The sequence below is a fragment of the Bradyrhizobium sp. UFLA05-109 genome (assembly GCF_054185165.1).
In genome coordinates this window covers 1-16,672 of sequence record NZ_JBBIAR010000090.1, presented here as the reverse complement: position 1 = coordinate 16,672, position 16,672 = coordinate 1, and the positions used below count along the sequence as shown (strand labels likewise).

The following is a 16,672-nucleotide window of genomic DNA, read 5'->3' as shown; positions in this document are numbered from 1 at the left end:
TGTGGGCCCGCCGAAGTCCGCTTCGGGTCAAAACCGGTAATACTCTGACCGAGCGGAATATTTCCGCTTAGCCCTCAAGATCGGACATCTGCGAGTTAATGATTACACGCCCTTCTGTAATGGGCCCGATGATGTCAAGCCTCCCGAGTGAACATCACGCCGCCGAGCTCATGCTTCTGTCCGTGGTCAACGCCTGGCCGCCACATCATGCTGTCAGAGGGAGCGGTGAGCCTATCTAGATACGCGTAGTTCGTCAGATGACGGCCACTGGGCGTGTAACGGCTTCACCGGATCCACCGTCCCGGCGACAGGACTTCGGGCACCGGGCTTCAGTTCAGCCCGGTTGCGTTCCTGATCTCCTCTACCTGTTCTATGCTGCGATCGGTCCCGCTTCAGCCCATCGGTAAGTTGTGCCGTTGACCCAGATCCGATGCAGGATCACAGCGAGCTTGCGCGCCAGAGCGACTTTGGCGCGCTTCGAGCCTCGCCGCTTGGCTACGTCCATCCCCCAGCGCTTGAGTTTTGAGAACCGCGTGATGCGCGATAGCAGAACGTTGGCAGCTTCATACAACACCGTGCGGACTATCTCGTCACCGGCCAGCGTGATCCCGCCCGTGACGTCCTTTTCTCCCGATTGGTATTTCTTTGGCGTTAGCCCAAACAGCGCGCCGGCTGATTTTGACTTCGTGATGCGATTGGGGTCGTCAATCGCCGATTTGTACGTAATAGCCACCAGGGGACCAACGCCTGGCACTGTCATCAGCCGGCGACAGACCGCATCGTCACGTACGGCTGCCAGCACAGCCTTGTGTAGCCTTCCGTACTCTGCCTTCAGAGCCAATCGTGCCGAAAGCATCGCCGTGGCAATGCGCTCCAATGTTGCCTGACCCGCGACCAACTCTCGGATCCGCGCTTCGAAGGTTTTTCGCGTCACAGGGCCAACCTTCAGCCCAAAACCACGCAATATCCCTCGGATACTCAATTCCACATCGATAAGTCGCCCAAGAAGCTGCTTGCGCGCAACCAGCAGCGCTCGAATCTCTTGAGCCCCTATCGACTTCGCGTGCACCGGGCTGAACCATCCCCTCCGGATCAACTGGGCAATCCCGCGTGCATCCTTGCGATCAGTCTTCACTGTCATCGCTGACAATGCTGCCTTCACATGCCGTGTTTCCAGCAGAACCGTCTCGAAGCCCGCTTCTTTCAGCCCCGCATGCAGCCATTGCGACAGCGGCCCACCCTTTGCTCCTCCATCTTCGGGGCGACAGCCTGAGCGGCGATGAGCGCTCCTCCGATGTTCACGGCGAGATCGCTGTTGAAGCTGTCGCGCGGCTGTTCAGAGAGGGTCGCCTTGCGCGCGGATACGGCGTTGTAATGCAGGACGTCGATTGAGCCGTGCTGCTTCCCAACCTCAGCGACCAGCTCCGCAACGCTGTTCGGATCGCCTGCGTCCGCTCTGCGAACGTTAGCCTTGTACCCTTTTGATATCAGCCTTTCGGCCAGCTCCTGCGTCTTGGCGACGTTCCGAGCGGCCAAAACCACCTGAAAACCCTCTTTGGCAAAGCGTTCGGCAGTCGCGAAACCTATTCCCCGGCCCGCTCCGATGCTGAGAAATGTCTTAATCTCCTGTTCCTTTCGACGCTGCACTTGAAATCGGTGATGCCATCGTTGCCGAAACCATCAAGCTCATGGTCGAAAACATTGTCGCTTCCCGTCGCGGCTGCCCCAGTCGATCATGCCATCAGCGTTTACCTCGTCACGAGATGGCATTTGCCGCTCGCTAAGCCAGTCGGCGGAGAAGATGTGTACCTCGTGCGTCGCCGCCAATCGCTCGGGCTCTCGCCGGTCAGCTTCCTGAATGCCGCGGCGAAGGCGGTCTGAGAGGAATAGCCAAGAGCGGCTGCGATCGACACGATTGCATCGTCGGTGTCACGCAGCATGTTCATGGCCTGCTCGAGATGGTGTTGGCGCAGCCAGGCATGCGGCGACAGTCCGGTGCTTTCCTTGAAGGCGCGGCAGAAGTGGAAGCGCGAAAGGCCTGCATCCGTAGCCAGCGCGGCAAGCGATATGTCCGCATCGCTGTCCGAACGCAGACGTTCGATGGCGCGCCTCAGCGCCTTGGGCGACAGCCCGCCCATGACCGGTCGGAATGTTGCAGGTGGGCCGGCGTGCGCCGCGAGCAGGCGCGTCGCCAGAAGATCCGTCAATTGGTGTCTGAATAGCGTATCCAACGCCGCGCAGCCGTCCAGCGCGTCGGCCGCGCTCAGCAGCAATCGGGATGTAATGAGGTCGGGATGCGCAGTTCGCTCCACAAGCTCGCCGGGGGCGGTTGTGCCGGCTTCGTGGGCAACGCGATTGAGCGTTGTCTGCGGGAGATAGAGCTGGAGGACGCTTAAAGGCTGGTAGATGTCCCATCGTGAGGTTGAACCGGCCGGAATGACCGTCACGGTCCCGGGACGGGTCATTCCGTGCACGTACGCTTTACCGTCGCGGCGCTCGAACCGCACTGGCTCGGCGGGGAACGTCATGATGACGTGGTCGGCCATGGGCCGGACCACGTCGTGCAGGGGGTCATGTCTCCAGAAGGTGATCACGCCGCTGGATGGGTCTGAAGCCATGCGGAGTGGCGCCGTCTTGAGCACGCGGGTCATTTCCGCATCGGCGTGGGGGCACTCGGCAATCTGAAAATTGTTCTCCTGCGTGTCGGGCACCACCGCGGGGTCTTGTGAACATTGGTGGTTGATCGGTCTGCTCATGCCAGAAGCTCGCTTCAGGAAGGTTCAAGGTTGCTGCCTCACGTAAGCAACTATGGGCGCAAACGGCACCTGGCGGTATCGTACAGGCTGCCGAATCTGACTAGTTCAGCAGGTAGTTCAACCTCAACCTAGGGATAGTAGGGTACGTACCAATGGCTACTCCGCCAGCGCGTCAAAACGGCCAAGCAGTTACTGACGGTTTGGGGCTTGCCACTGTCCGACATCGCGATATCGGCCGCTTTGCCAATAAAAGCCACTTCACGCGGGTGTGTTCTCGTCGATAGTCGGCATCGGCCCGGGCGCGTGGCACCGCGACAGGCATGTTGCGCCGGAAGGCGAAGATCGGGGGCGGGGCAGAAGCCCGGTTCGATCATCGACCTATTACCTGTGGGATAGCGTAGGAGGCGTGGGGCGCCGCGAAAATCTCGTCCGGCGGATGGCCGATGCGTTCGGCGAGAGTGCCCGGATTGAAGTGGTTGCGTCGCATGCGTCGTTTGCTGCAACACCCGGCGAATGTCAGCCGATCGCCGCCCAACGCAAGGCCAAACCGCGCTGTGCCCGGGGGTGTGGCCGCCGGTGCGACAGACGAGCGCCCCCGGCGCGACGGGCGCAAGATCGATGCCGGCGGCATCTAGTCGCGGGCCAACTGCCCGGTCGGGAGCCACTGACAGTCGTTTCAAATTCAAGCGATAATCCATCCAGTCTTATCGCCCGGGAGCCTCGAAACGCGTACGAGGGAGGTCATACATGGATTCCATAGGATGCCAGCCGCGCTTCGTTGGAGAAAAATCAGCCCATCCTGCGATCAAGACCAAGCGCCACGATCGCTGAGGCCCGCGAGCATGAGGTACCAGACTAATGCTGATGGTCAGCCACGCGTCCTTTGTCAGGAGTAGCCGATGATACGCGTCTGGTCACACCGTCCTCAATTTTCGCATTTAGGAATTTTTATCGCGGCCTACGTGTTGGGCTGCGGATTCGCACAGTCGCTCGCCATAGTACCCGGAACAGGAATTTCCATTTGGCCACCAGGCGGACTTTTCCTTGCTACGCTCGTTCTCGCCTCCAGACATAGTTGGCCTTGGTGGATCCTGGGAGGGTGTTTGGCGGAACTGTTTGGCAATTTCTTTTGGTTCGGCAGTCCACTGCTTGTGGCCGTCCTGTTATACGTCGCCAACGCCCTTGAAGCGGTAACCGGCGCATGGCTTATCAACCGATACTGCGGGCGCCCAATTCGGCTGGAAACCTTACAGGAAACTCTCGCATTCGTCGTCTTGGGTGCCGGAATTGCACCGGTGGTCGGTGCGACGGTGGGCAGTGCGACGCTGGTGTGGTTCGGTATACAATCGCAATCACTCACGACAGCATGGCCTCTCTGGTGGATCGGAGATGCTACCGGCATCTTAATCGTAGCGCCGGTCGTTTTGGTGTTATCCCAGAATTGGCGCAGCAAGGGCCACCTCTCGGCCGCGCGGTGGATCGAAGCTGGTGTCCTGGGGCTTATCTTTCTCGGTGTCGCCGCACTTTCCTTGAGCGGCTACTTGCCTTTCGCTTACATCATCATGCCACCCCTTCTTTGGGCTGCGGTGCGCTTTGAGTTTAAAGGCGCAGCCATCACATTGAGCCTCCTCGCCTTGATCACGGCGGCGTTCACAATATTCGGCGCTAGTCAGTTTATCGGCGATGCCGAGACCCAGCGGCAGAAGCAGATCATGCTACATCTGTTCCTGGGAGTCTCGGCACTATCGGCTCTGATCGTGGCCGCGATATCCCGGCAACACCAGCGAGCACTGTTCACGTTGAGCGAAAGCGAACGTGAGCTTTCGCAGCTCGTGAACATGGTTCCGAGCCAGGTTTGGCGACTGAGCCCTGACGGCGAGCCAGTATTCTTTAACAAGCGAATGGTCGATTTCCTTGGCATGGAGGTTGCGGACACCGACAGGCCGGGCATGAGCCGACTGCAGGCCGTTGTTGAGACAGTCCATCCGGACGACGCGTCGCAGTTCAAAGAGACCCTCCATCATAGCCTTCTCACTGGCGAAAGCTTCGCCATGCGATATCGGCTGCGCCGCGCTGACGGCATTTACCGGTGGATGTCGGGCCGCGCCGAGCCGATGCGAGACGACAGCGGACGCATCGTCCAGTGGTTCGGCCTCTGTCACGACATAGAGGATCAGATGCGCCTTTACAGCGACATCGAGGAGCGAGAAGCCAAAATTCGGCGATTGGTCGATTCAGATATTATAGGGATTGTTATCTGGGACCTGGACGGACTGCTCATCGACGCCAATGACGCGTTTCTCCGCATGGTCCAGTACGAACGCGAGGATTTGCAGGCCGGGCTTCGATGGTTCGATATGACGCCTCCGGAATGGCAAGAGGTGCATGCCCGTTACGAGGCTGAGGAACTCAAGAGGACGGGCATGATGCAAGCCCGCGAAAAAGAGTTTTTTAGGAAGGATGGCAGCCGGGTGCCTGTGCTGATCGGGGCTGCCTGCTTCGAGGGGCAGTCCCGGCAAGGCGTCGCCTACATCCTCGATTTGACCGAACGCAAGCGTGCGGAAGCGGCGTTGCGCGAGCGGGAACAGGAACTCTCGCAGTTGGTAAATATGGTTCCAATTTTTATCAGACGTCTGACGCCCGAAGGCGAGCCAATCTTCTTCAACAAGCGGTTCACAGACTTCATAGGCATGGGCTTGACGGAGATCGGCGCGCCCAGCACAAGCCGACTTTCGCCGACCGTCGATGGTTTTGTCCATCCCGATGACTCGGTCGGCCTACTTGAGGCGATCCGCCACTCTCTCGCTAGCGACGAGCCCTTCTCCATGAAATATCGCATGCGTCGTGTCGACGGCGCATATCGCTGGGTTGATACCCGTGCGGAGCCCGTGCGTGATGCGGGCGGAACGATCGTGCAATGGTATGTCGTCTCCATTGACGTTGACGATGAGGTGCGCGCACAACAAGCCGAAGAGGCGCTCCGCGACACATCAATCAAACTCGCCAAGGCCACTCAGGCTGCAAGTCTTGCCGAACTTTCTGCTTCGATCGCGCATGAGGTGAACCAACCGCTGGCAGCGATCGTCGCCAACTCACACGCCTGTCAACGTTGGCTATCTGCCGATCCGTCGAATGTCGAGCGCGCGAAGATCACGGTCGATCGCATCATCCGGGACGCCAACTCGGCAGCGGATGTCGTCAGCCGCATTCGTGCGCTGTTCAGGCAATCTGTGGAGCCGAGAGACAGCGCGCCGCTCTGCGGCGCGATTGCCGAAGCCCACGGCCTCATGGCGGAGGAAGCGACGCGACGCCGCGTTCAGATGAAGATCGACGTGGAAGGCAATCTTCCGCCTGTCGCGTTCGATCGGGTCCAAATACAGCAGGTGCTGATCAATCTCATCCGAAACGGCTTCGATGCGATGGACTCGACGCCGGACGGTCGCATTCTTGGCATGCGTCTGCACCGAAATGGAAATTCGGTGCAGACTGAAATCAGCGATTTTGGTATGGGCATCGAATTCCCCGACAGGATATTCGAGCCATTCTTCACGACGAAAGAGCAAGGGATGGGCATGGGTTTGGCGATCTGCCGTTCAATCGTAGAGGGTCATGGTGGACGGCTGTGGGCAGAAAAAAACGAGCCTCATGGAGCGAGGTTTATCTTCACGCTACCGGTTGAAGTGAATGCGGCCAAATGAACATCAATGAATATGTTGTCTTCATCGTCGATGACGACGTGCGGATCCGCGAGGCACTAGTCGAGTTGCTGGATTCGCATGGAATCGGCGCCACGGCCTATGGTTCGGCCGGTGAGTATGTCCGGGCCGATAAACCCGACTTGCCCGCGTGTCTTATTCTCGACGTCGAGCTGCCAGACATCAATGGCCTTGATTTGCAGAAGCAGATCGCCAACGACCATCATCCGCCGATCATTTTCATTACGGGGTACGGTGACATCCCGTCGTCTGTAAGCGCCATCAAACGCGGCGCAGTTGACTTTCTAACTAAGCCGTTCGCGGAGAATGACCTGATAACGGCTGTCAGAAGTGGATTGGCTCAAGACCGGAAGGCGCGCCTGGAACGCGCCGAGATGTCCGCACTTCGGGAGCATTATTCTACACTGACACCAAGAGAGAGGGACGTGTTACCCCTGGTAGTAAGCGGGCTCCTCAACAAACAGGCCGCTGCAGAGTTGGGAATCAGTGAGGTAACGCTCCAAATCCATCGGCGGAATGTAATGCAAAAGATGGCGGCGGCTTCGCTCGCAGATCTCGTGCGAATAGCCGAAAAGCTTCAAATTCCGATCACTCATTCTCGACGTGCAGGAGAAATTGATCCGTGATTGGAGGAAAGCCCACGATAGCGGTTGTCGATGACGATCCGCGGGTTCTGGAATCTCTGAGGGAGCTGTTGGAGTCGGCTGAGTATGGTGTTCGCACATTCTCGTCAGCCAAAGCTCTGATCAACGCAGGATTGTCTGACATCGACTGCCTTGTCACCGACATCGGTATGCCATGCATGGATGGTTTTGAGCTTCATGATTTAGTAAAGAAGACCTCGCCGGAACTACCGGTGTTCCTGATGACTGGCCGTCACGAGATCGGTGATCAACAACGGGCGAGCGCGAAAGACATCAACGGTTTTTTCCGTAAACCTCTTGATTGGATGGACTTGCTGTCGGCTGTCGCCGCGGCTTTACATGCAAGGAAAATGGAATGAACTAAAAATGGGGGAAGGATCATGCAGGAGATTCACGTCAACTCTCAGGTGGACGAAGACCAGCCGCTCGTGGTCATTGTTGATGACGATCTCAGCGTACGCGAGTCTCTCCGCGAACTGATACTTTCAGCGGGCATGCAGTCAGCATGCTTTGCTTCGACCCGAGAGCTACTCGATGCTGGTGTGCCGGACCGACCCGGTTGCCTCATTCTTGATGTGCGAATGCCAGGCGCCAGCGGCCTGGACCTGCAACATCAACTAGCGGTCGATGGAAATCCCAAGCCGATCATCTTCTTGACCGGCCATGGCGACATCCCCATGACAGTGCAAGCCATGAAGTGTGGTGCGGTGGACTTTCTCACCAAGCCGGTCCGAGATCAGACGTTGCTCGACGCTGTCATAGCCGCAATCGGGCAGGACGTCACGCAAAGGGCAAAGGCCGGCGCTGTTAACCGCGCAATCGAGCGACTGGCGACACTAACGCCGCGCGAGCGCGCGGTCTTTTCGGCGGTAGCTCAGGGCCGCCTCAACAAGCAGATCGCTTACGAGTTCGGCATCAGCGAAAATACAGTCAAACTTCATCGCGGTAACGTAATGCGAAAAATGCAAGTTGCCTCGATTGGCGAGCTGATCCGCTCGTGGGAATCATTGCCCGATGATCTGCGCGAAGTGCGGGGCGCCTTGACCAAACCCGATCACTCCAGGCCGCCTTGAGCTAGGAAGAAGGTTGGTGAGAGACTGACGGCAGACGGCTAGCCGCAAGCAGAGCGCTCGTCGCGCCTTGTGATGGAGGTGTGGCGCATGAGAATCTGCGCAGGGCGGTGGCGGAGCCAATAGCTCACTTATGGCCGCTGCTTCAGAGTGATTGCCAAAGCTGCGGATCGATTGCTGCTGCCGCAAACCTCGTCAATCACACCCGCGCCGGTAACGTGAAGTGGCGCTGCGCCGCCCTTGCACTGGCGCGGATCATTGAAGGGGCAATAGCGCTGACGCTTTCAAATAGAGTCTTGAGCTTTATCTTATAATTTGTTGTGGCCCGGTCACAGCGCGCAGTCGGCACTCAATTCGACGAGATCGCAGGATTGCTCGGCGCAAGGCATTTCATTCCACTTCTGGCTGAATAGCCGACATGAACGGCGCGGCCGGCAGCCCCGCAGCGATGGGCCGAAGCGGATGCGTTAGCAGCAATCGCTCTTCAGGTGCCGCAATCGTTCTGGCGCAGCCGAAGCTCTGATCCGCTAGATCATCACGGTGCCCACATCCAACCGGACGGAGAAGAAAGATGACCTGGTAGAGCATCGTCAGTCCACGCACGCTCGCACCGGCTTCTGCGCGCTCGTTTGCAATGTCAGGTTTTGCTCACAAGGCGGCTGAGGCGATCTTCGACCTCGTCAGCGTCGTTCACAACCTGGTTCTGGGTGTATGCGACAGTTACCGGCCCGAGCTGCACTACATGAGCGGCCCAGACCCGAAATGGCGCGCGAACATCAACTCGGCCGGCAAAGAGTCGCTTCATCATCCAATATCGCACCGGCCCGACGCGCTGCGTCGGATCGTACCGGAACCGCTCGTACTCACTCACCGAGCCCCGTGGTGACTACGAGTCCATTCGCATGCCGGATTCAACAGGGCTCGGAGACTAAACGGAAGGTCGTCAAGTGATCGAACGCAACGGCGGCGACAGCCATAACCTTCATGGCCGCCGGGACAACTAAAGGTGCGGAAGCTACCATGAGTATGAGGCCACTCTTGGGCTTACTCGGCGTGCTGATCGCTGCAATGAGCGTCGAGTTCAACGATACGGTTACGTCAACCGCGCTCGTCGATATTCGAGGCTCTCTTGGAATCGATTACGATGCCGGCACTTGGATCGAAAGCCTCTACAGCGCAGGACTTGCCATTGGGATGGCTTTCGCTCCCTGGTGCGCGGTGACGTTCACGCTTCGTAGGTTCACGCTCTGCGTCGTCGCTGTCGTCGCGGCATCGACCATTCTGATCCCATCGGCGCTCAACCTGCAGTCGGTCCTAATTTTGCGCGTGATCCAAGGTTTCGCCGGCGGCCTCACAATCCCGCTTCTCATGACAACGGCGCTGATGGTCCTGCCGCCACCAATCCGGCTCTATGGCTTGGCCGTGTACGGGCTGACAGCGACGTTCACATCGCCTTTCAGTGCCTCGCTCGCCGCGCTCTGGACGGACGTCATCGGCGACTGGCAATTCGCCTTCCTGGCGGCACTCCCTTTGGGCGCTTTAGCGGCTGTGCTGGTCTGGTACGGCATGGACCCCGGCGAACCCGAATACGACCGGCTCAAGCTCTTCGATTGGCGTGGCGCGCTGCTGATCATCCTGAGCTTTGGCGCTTTCACCACAATGTTGATGCAGGGCGATCGGCTGGATTGGTTTAACTCTCCGCTCATCTGTGACCTCGCACTAGTCAGTAGCATCGCCATCCCGTTGCTCCTCGTCAACGAGTGGTTCCATCCACTACCGCTCCTCAAGCTGCAGATGCTGCTGCGACGCAATTTTGCATATGCAGCGCTTGCGCTTTTTGTCTTCGTAGTGCTCAGCGCCTCTTCGACACTAATCCCAACGAAGTTCCTGATAAATGTGCAAGCCTACAGACCAGTCCAGGCTCATCTGATCACACTTGTCGTTGCGCTCGGCCAGTTTGTGATGCTGCCGGCAACGGCGTTCTTGCTCGACCACCGGAACGTGGATGCGCGGGCGATAACGCTTCTCGGCCTAGCGCTGATGTTGATCGCCTGTGTTGGCGCCTCATCCGTCGACGTCAGCTGGCATCGCGATCAGTTCTATGTCTGGCAGGTACTCCAGATGATTGGCCAGCCGATGATCGTCATGCCATTGCTGATGATGGCAACGAATACGGTGCGTTCCCACGGCGAGGGCCCCCTCGCTTCGGCATTGATCAACACGACCCGCGCCCTGGCCGAGCCGGTGGGAATCTGGCTTATCGAGCTCATCGAGCGTTGGCGTGGCGCCCTACATTCCGAGCGGCTTGTCGATCAGATCGGTCTCAATCGTTTCCGGACCATGGAGGCCCACGGGCTCTTGTCACGAGATCCGGCACCGCTCCTGCCGAACGGAACCCCAAGTGCTACGGGAAGCCTTGAACGCTTCGCCGAGGCCGTGGCGCAGCAGGTGCACGTGCTCACGACAGCCGACGTCTATCTCGTCATGGCTGCCCTCATCGTCGCCTTTATAACGCTCGTGGTGATCCTCCCCGAGCGCACTTATCCGCCACGTGTTCTGTTTGCCAAGAAATAAGGAGGCTATGATCTTGCTCCTTCCTTCCGACAATGTCCGACGCGGTGAGACCACGCCGACGGGCGCTCCTACCCCGCCCAATAAGGTAGAAGAGCTTCCCGCGAAGAAACGGCGAACCCGCTGGCCTTGGCTTCTGGCAGGTGGCGCCATCGCAGCAAGCGCCGCCACTGTGCTTTGGCGCATCTATATGCCTACGTCCGATGTCTGGACAAATGATGCCTATGTACGTGTACACTATGCGACAATCGCGTCGCGCGTTGCTGGTCAGATCACCTCGGTGGCTGTCGATAACAATCAAATGGTCAAGGCCGGCGATCTCCTCGTTCAACTTGACGATCGCGATTTTCGTGCCGCCCTGGACACAGCTCAGGCAACGCTACTGCGCGACCGCGCTGCGGCTGCAAATGCCGCCGCCAATATCAGCCGTCAAACGGCGTTGATCGCCCAGGCCGAAGCGCAGCTGGCAATGGCACTGGCGCAGCTCAGCTTTGCAGAGAAGGATGCCAATCGCTACAATCAGCTCGCCTCCACGGGCGCTGGCACTGTGAAGATGCAACAGCAGGCTGACACTTCCCTATTGACGGGCGAAGCATTAGCCAACGGCGCTAAGGCCGCGCTGGAGGCCGCGCGGGCGCAACTCACGATCGCCAAGGCAGAAGAAGATGCGGCCATGGCCACGATCAAGGCCGACGAAGCCCAGCTGACGCAGGCGCAACTCAATCTTTCTTACACGCAGATTCGTGCACCAGTCGACGGCATGGTCGGCCAGCGCGCCGTGCAGGTCGGAAACTACGTCAGTCCAGGCGCCGGATTGATGGCGGTCGTGCCGCTCGCCGACGTCTATGTCGAAGCGAACTACCGCGAAGTCCAGTTGAAACACGTCCAGCCGGGGCAGCATGCCCGCATCCACGTCGATGCCTATAACATCGATCTCGATGGTACGGTGCTCGGCGTGCCTGCAGCCACCGGGACGACTTTCGCGGCGATCAAGTCCGACAACGCCACCGGCAATTTCACGAAGATCGTCCAACGCTTGCCGGTCCATATCAAGCTGTCTCCGAATCAGCCACTTGCGCGGCTCCTTCGGGTCGGCCTCTCGGTTGAAGCTACGGTCGAGACAGGCCTGCAAGACGTTGTCGGCTCCCATCGGACGTTCGATGCGGGCCGACCCATCGCAGAATCCCTGGCCGCTGCGACCACAGCCAATAGAACCAAGCGTCTCGGTAGATGAACTGCCTCGCATCCCTATCGTGGCGAGCGTGATTCGGCGATGAAGCCTGAGTAAAAAATCGACAGCGCCGACGATGGAATGTGGCCAGGTCCTGGGGTTCCGGATGTCGGGCAGCTCGACATCGTTTCGCCCTCGCCCGCACGAGATTCCAAGTAGCGTGGCAGAAGCTAGCCGCCACCCGGCTAGCGCTTCCGCTGCCGACACAGCGTGGTGCATCCGGCCCTTCCACGCGGTCCAGTCACGCTGGCCACGCCACGTCTCGAAGTCAGCCTCCGTGCGGCCAATAGGCGACAGCCCGATGTTTTTCAATCGCCTCTCAAGCCTCCTCACGGTATTAGGTAAGGCAACGTGAAACGTGACTTTCAGCAGCTCGATAGGTCGCAGACTTCCAATACCCTCAATGATTTCTCCAAAACACAGTTAGAAAACTCACTACTACCAACGCAGTCATCGATCGCTTTGTTAGTTTGATCTGTCATACAGTTTGAGTATTGGTGTCCGTTGTCTTCCCCGAATTTGTGCCGAAATTTAGCGAGGCAGGATTTGCTCGCTCTTCCAGTTTGCGCGATCCACTTGTCACGATCGATAGGCTCTGCCTCAGCAAGCAGCGTCGACCCAAACAACATCGCGATGACCAAAGCATATCGCACGTTCTTATCTCCGCCGGTTAAATCGGACGATACATGAAAACGCTGGTACGGCCCTCTATTTAGGCGCGCCCTAGACTGCTCCGACCGCAGAGCGCCCATACCCGCCTAGTTTCTCGCGCAGGTGGCCGGAGTCCGTTGTGGGTCATTCTCGACGGATTCGGCGGGGCCGCGGGCCCCCTTGATGTCCGCTTCTGCCCCCCAAGCGCATGCGCAACATCCGCCGAAAAGCAATCGCAACAGCCGTTATTGCGTATCCCGTTGGCGCAAACGGCCGCGTCAGTGTGCGGAGTCAGCTTCTCAGAGTGTGAGCGGTGAGTTCCCAAAAGGCTGCTGAGGGCACCGACCGGCGAATTGTGCGGTTCCCCAGCCCAAGTGAAATCAAGATTTCTCCGCTTTTTGCACCTCGATAGCAGGGTACTTGGTCGACAAGAACCTTAAGAGGAGACCTCGCCCAATGCCGACCAAAGACAGTTTTGATCCGGACTATCCTTTACCTATCTTTCTCGCCGATGAACCGGAGCAGCAGGGTATCGGGAAAGCGCGGGACAGAGCAGCTGTTATCTCGTCGCGAGTTCTTAAGACGTGTGGTTTGGTTGCAACGGCGACAGCGATCGGTATCGCGATTCTATCGGTGGGGAATCCAGTGACGCTCTTTGCGGACGTCACGGATTCCATTGCGAAAGCTACGGCTTCGCTGGTCGACAAATCGGCGCTTCAGCCTGGCACCGCCCGGTCGATATCAACAATTCAATCTACCGGTGACGCTCAGACGTTGCCGCCGACCGCAAAGGACGCGCCGACCCGCGACGAAATTGCTGACGCCTCTGAACCCGCCGGTCAGACTCAGCCTAGCACGCCAAGGATTCAATCTACCGGTGACGCTCAGACTTTGCCGCCGACTGCAAAGGACGCGCCGACCCGCGACGAAAGTGCTGCCGCCGCTGAACCCGCCGGTCAGACTCAGCCTAGCACGCCAAGGATTCAATCTACCGGTGACGCTCAGACTTTGCCGCCGACCGCAAAGGACGCGCCGACCCGCGACGAAATTGCTGCCGTCTCTGAACCCGCCGGTCAGAGGCGGACGGAAAATAGTGAGCTGCCAGCTGAAGCCCTGTTTAGGCAATACCAAGCTTGGGCGGCCGAGCAAGATACGCAGGCACAGCCCGTTCAAGATGCACCGGCTCAGGTTGCGGAAAATGCCCGAGTACCGCTTCGGTCCAAGCAAACGCACCAACACGTCCGGCCCGTCCATCATGCACGGGCAGAGATACGGGCCGTGCAAAATCCGCAAAAAAAGATCCAGCGGGAGCCAACTGCACGGGTACAGGTCCCACCCGCACAAGACGCCCAAGCACAGGCTGTGCAAAATGCCCAGGCCCCGTCGTTCTCACAAATCTTCGGTTTCCGCAATTAGATCTAGCAGGAGTGACTTTGTCCAAGCCTCCATGTCCTAGGTATCCCGGCGCGCTTACGAGAGCATCGATTTCACCGACGAAGGAGAGAATCTCACGCCGTTCTCGTTGAGGTGACCTAGCCTTGCGAGTTCGGCTGCGATGTTGCGTATCGAAAGCTTGGCGGCTGCAGGCGCTTTGCTTCCAGCGCCTCCGCGTCCATCAGGCTGGGGGAGGGTGCTCCAGTTTCGCAAACGCGGCAGCGAATACCGCTGCTGTTAGGCCGTGTACCTATAAACCCCGCAGCGTCATTTGACTGAAGACTACGTCCGCTTGGCTCCTATAGTGACCTAGTTCATGCGACACCGCAATGACGCAATCGGCGGCCCATAGCGGACATAAAAGCCGAACCCAAAAGAAAATATCAAATGCCTTTCGCCCGCTTCTTTAGCAGATTGATCGAAATCGGTGCAGGCGTATCGTCTAGCCCGGGTCACCAACCGGTTCCCGAGAAGCTTCCCGTACAGATAAGGTTTTCACTCGGGCCACGGAGCTCGCACAGGCCATCTGTATCGCTCAGCCAGAGCGTCGAGCACAGCATCAACGATTGATTCGCCATCGTCACCATTGGTCATCACTATCGCGCCCTGTGCGCGACCCGGACAAGCAACCAAACCACCGCGGAAACCGAGATTGTTGCCGCGCTTCATCGCGACGAGATCGCGGCCCGAGCCCGCGAGCGCAACACCCAGCCCATAACCAAGGCCGTCGACACTGGTCAGCATTTCGTCAAGGCCGTGTTCAGCAAAGGGCGTACCACGGTCCCCTTGCGCGGCCTTGGCCATTGCCACGATTAGCTTTGCTAAATCCGATGGCGTCGACCACAAACCAGCAGCTGCAAGTTCTGGATATACGTGCCCCCCGCCATCGATCTCGCGCCCGCTGCCATCGTGTGCGCGGGCGAGTTCGGCGTTCTGTGACGCTGCCGGCGGTTGCCAGAAGCCAGACAGGTCCATCGCGAGAGGACGCAGTACTGCCTCTTCGACAAGGCTACTGAAAGATCGTCCGGTGGCATCTTCGAGCGCCAATTGGCCAATCTGACAGCCTCCGCCAGAGTAGGCCTGCACGACCCCGGGAGGCTTAACGATCGCCACTGCAGGCGAATTTGAAGGCGGCAGACCCGATAAGATCGCAACATCCGACGGCAACATCGCGTCTACGGCGTACCCGGCATATCCCGGGACGTTGCAGCCGGCGGTCATCCCAAAAAGGCGACGCAGCGTTACAGGCCTGGACGATCCGACGGGAAGCGCGGGGAGTAGCCAGCGCTTGAGGTACTGTGTGACATCTGCGTCAAGCAACACTTCACCTTGAATCGATAAAACCAACGCCGTGAGAGCGGCAATCGTTTTCGACATTGAGGCCGCCTGATAGCGCGTCCTTGAGTCGACCGCCTCGCCGCTCGATATACGACGCAGACCGCGTTGAATGAGACTGATACCTCCATCCTCGACCAGCGCCAGGCTGATGGAGGGAACGCCGCGTCTCTTCAATTCGCCGTCAAAGGAGCTGAGGATGTCACCCAAGGCGGCCGCTTCCGTCCCGCACGCAAACCTGCTGCTCAAGGTCGCGGCCATTCCGGCGAGGACCGTGCGTCGCGACAGGATCATTTGGCGCCTCGCTTTCCGTGGCCCGAACACAAAGCACCAGATCATACTAGCCTCAAACAAAGCATGCTGGCTGCTGTCGGGCTAGGCCCAGTGTCTCAAATGGGGTCATTCGCGACTGAGCCGGGCAGTGCTCACTACCAATCGATGTCCGCTTCGGTCCCAATAGCGACCGCGTTTGAGCAGACGCAGCGAATGACGCGAAGGGCCAGCAGGCGACATCAACAGACGAACGCCGTGGAAGTATATGCCGCCTTCGATTTCGACGGCGCTCATTCCGTTGTGTTCCCATGCCGTTGAGTTCTCAGCGGATGGGTCAAAGCTTGCAACTGACAGGAAAAGCGCTTCTGAACTTCCGCCAAGCCTCAAAGGTGAAGAAGATTTTCTCACAGACGATGTCGGATAGTCTGCCCTCCATGCGTCCTGGGATCGCAACAGGGAGACTAAGCTATGCCTGAACACGCCAACGCCGAAGAAGCCCCGATCAAAGCTCTGCTTGAGGGCTGGGCCGACGCTGTCCGTCGTCACGATCTTCCCGCGATTCTCGCGCATCATGATCAAGAAATGGTGATGTTCGATCTGCCGCCGCCACTTCAATGCAGAGGCGTCGAAGCGTACGCCCAGACGTGGGACCTGTTTTTTCGCTACCACAAACCCGGCACAGCCTTTGACTTCCGGGAACTCGCCATCACAGCGGGCGCGGAGGTCGCCTTTGCGGTGGCCATCATGTGGTGTGGATTCAATTCGTCTAGCAACCCCGCGGACAAGGACGGTTTTCTCTTCAGGCTCACTGTGGGATTACGCAAAGTCGACGGCAGCTGGTGCATTACGCACGAACATCACTCGGAGCCCGCTAAGGATTGATTCCGCCGGCTAGTCAGCCGGCACGTCGGCTGTGGGTCATGTGTGGACGACGCCCGCGTTGCAAGAAGAATCTGGCGTTCGGCTTGCGGTCGGGTGCAAGTCATGTGTC

11 protein-coding genes and 1 pseudogene are annotated in these 16,672 nt (G+C 58.7%); 8 read left to right on the top strand and 4 right to left on the bottom strand.

What is annotated here, in order from left to right:
• Window positions 1–370 precede the first annotated feature (370 nt).
• From Q3C01_RS40070 to Q3C01_RS40060, 3 genes and pseudogenes are all read right to left on the bottom strand, one after another.
• Window positions 371–1,249 (bottom strand): annotated as a pseudogene (locus Q3C01_RS40070) (IS110 family RNA-guided transposase); the annotation flags it as partial.
• On the bottom strand, window positions 1,204–1,647 hold the full coding sequence (locus Q3C01_RS40065; protein WP_458150846.1) for an SDR family NAD(P)-dependent oxidoreductase: 444 nt from the start codon (window positions 1,645–1,647) through the stop codon (window positions 1,204–1,206). The pseudogene Q3C01_RS40070 and the gene Q3C01_RS40065, both read right to left, overlap by 46 nt.
• Window positions 1,648–1,748: 101 nt before the next feature.
• Window positions 1,749–2,756 carry a helix-turn-helix domain-containing protein gene (locus Q3C01_RS40060; RefSeq protein WP_458150845.1) on the bottom strand — a complete coding sequence of 336 codons (1,008 nt, stop codon included), beginning with the start codon at window positions 2,754–2,756 and terminating at the stop codon, window positions 1,749–1,751.
• Between the two features lie 899 nt (window positions 2,757–3,655).
• Here Q3C01_RS40060 and Q3C01_RS40055 point away from each other — a divergent pair.
• The 7 genes from Q3C01_RS40055 to Q3C01_RS40025 all read left to right on the top strand — a co-directional run bounded on the left by Q3C01_RS40055 (window position 3,656) and on the right by Q3C01_RS40025 (window position 14,055).
• Window positions 3,656–6,454, top strand: a complete 2,799-nt coding sequence (locus tag Q3C01_RS40055) for an MASE1 domain-containing protein (RefSeq protein ID WP_458150844.1) — start codon at window positions 3,656–3,658, stop codon at window positions 6,452–6,454.
• Window positions 6,451–7,098 carry a response regulator transcription factor gene (locus Q3C01_RS40050; RefSeq protein ID WP_458150843.1) on the top strand — a complete coding sequence of 216 codons (648 nt, stop codon included), beginning with the start codon at window positions 6,451–6,453 and terminating at the stop codon, window positions 7,096–7,098. The genes Q3C01_RS40055 and Q3C01_RS40050 overlap by 4 nt, the downstream gene beginning before the upstream one ends.
• Complete coding sequence (locus Q3C01_RS40045) at window positions 7,095–7,475, top strand: response regulator (protein WP_458150842.1); 381 nt, start codon at window positions 7,095–7,097, stop codon at window positions 7,473–7,475. Before Q3C01_RS40050 ends, Q3C01_RS40045 begins: the two co-directional genes overlap by 4 nt.
• 21 nt (window positions 7,476–7,496) lie before the next feature.
• Window positions 7,497–8,189, top strand: coding sequence for a response regulator transcription factor (locus tag Q3C01_RS40040; protein ID WP_458150841.1), 693 nt, complete (start codon window positions 7,497–7,499; stop codon window positions 8,187–8,189).
• A gap of 1,035 nt (window positions 8,190–9,224) precedes the next feature.
• Complete coding sequence (locus Q3C01_RS40035; RefSeq protein ID WP_458150840.1) at window positions 9,225–10,760, top strand: MFS transporter; 1,536 nt, start codon at window positions 9,225–9,227, stop codon at window positions 10,758–10,760.
• A gap of 13 nt (window positions 10,761–10,773) precedes the next feature.
• A complete protein-coding gene (locus Q3C01_RS40030; protein WP_458150839.1) occupies window positions 10,774–11,991 on the top strand; it encodes an HlyD family secretion protein in 1,218 nt (405 codons plus the stop codon).
• 1,104 nt (window positions 11,992–13,095) lie between these two features.
• Entirely contained in the window at window positions 13,096–14,055 is a 960-nt protein-coding gene (locus Q3C01_RS40025) for a hypothetical protein (protein ID WP_458150838.1), read from the top strand.
• Window positions 14,056–14,568: 513 nt separating this feature from the next.
• Here Q3C01_RS40025 and Q3C01_RS40020 read toward each other — a convergent pair.
• A complete protein-coding gene (locus tag Q3C01_RS40020) occupies window positions 14,569–15,618 on the bottom strand; it encodes a serine hydrolase domain-containing protein (RefSeq protein WP_458150837.1) in 1,050 nt (349 codons plus the stop codon).
• A 531-nt stretch (window positions 15,619–16,149) separates the two neighbouring features.
• Between Q3C01_RS40020 and Q3C01_RS40015 the strand changes: the two genes are divergently transcribed.
• Entirely contained in the window at window positions 16,150–16,563 is a 414-nt protein-coding gene (locus Q3C01_RS40015; RefSeq protein ID WP_458150836.1) for a YybH family protein, read from the top strand.
• The last annotated feature ends 109 nt before the right edge of the window (window positions 16,564–16,672 follow it).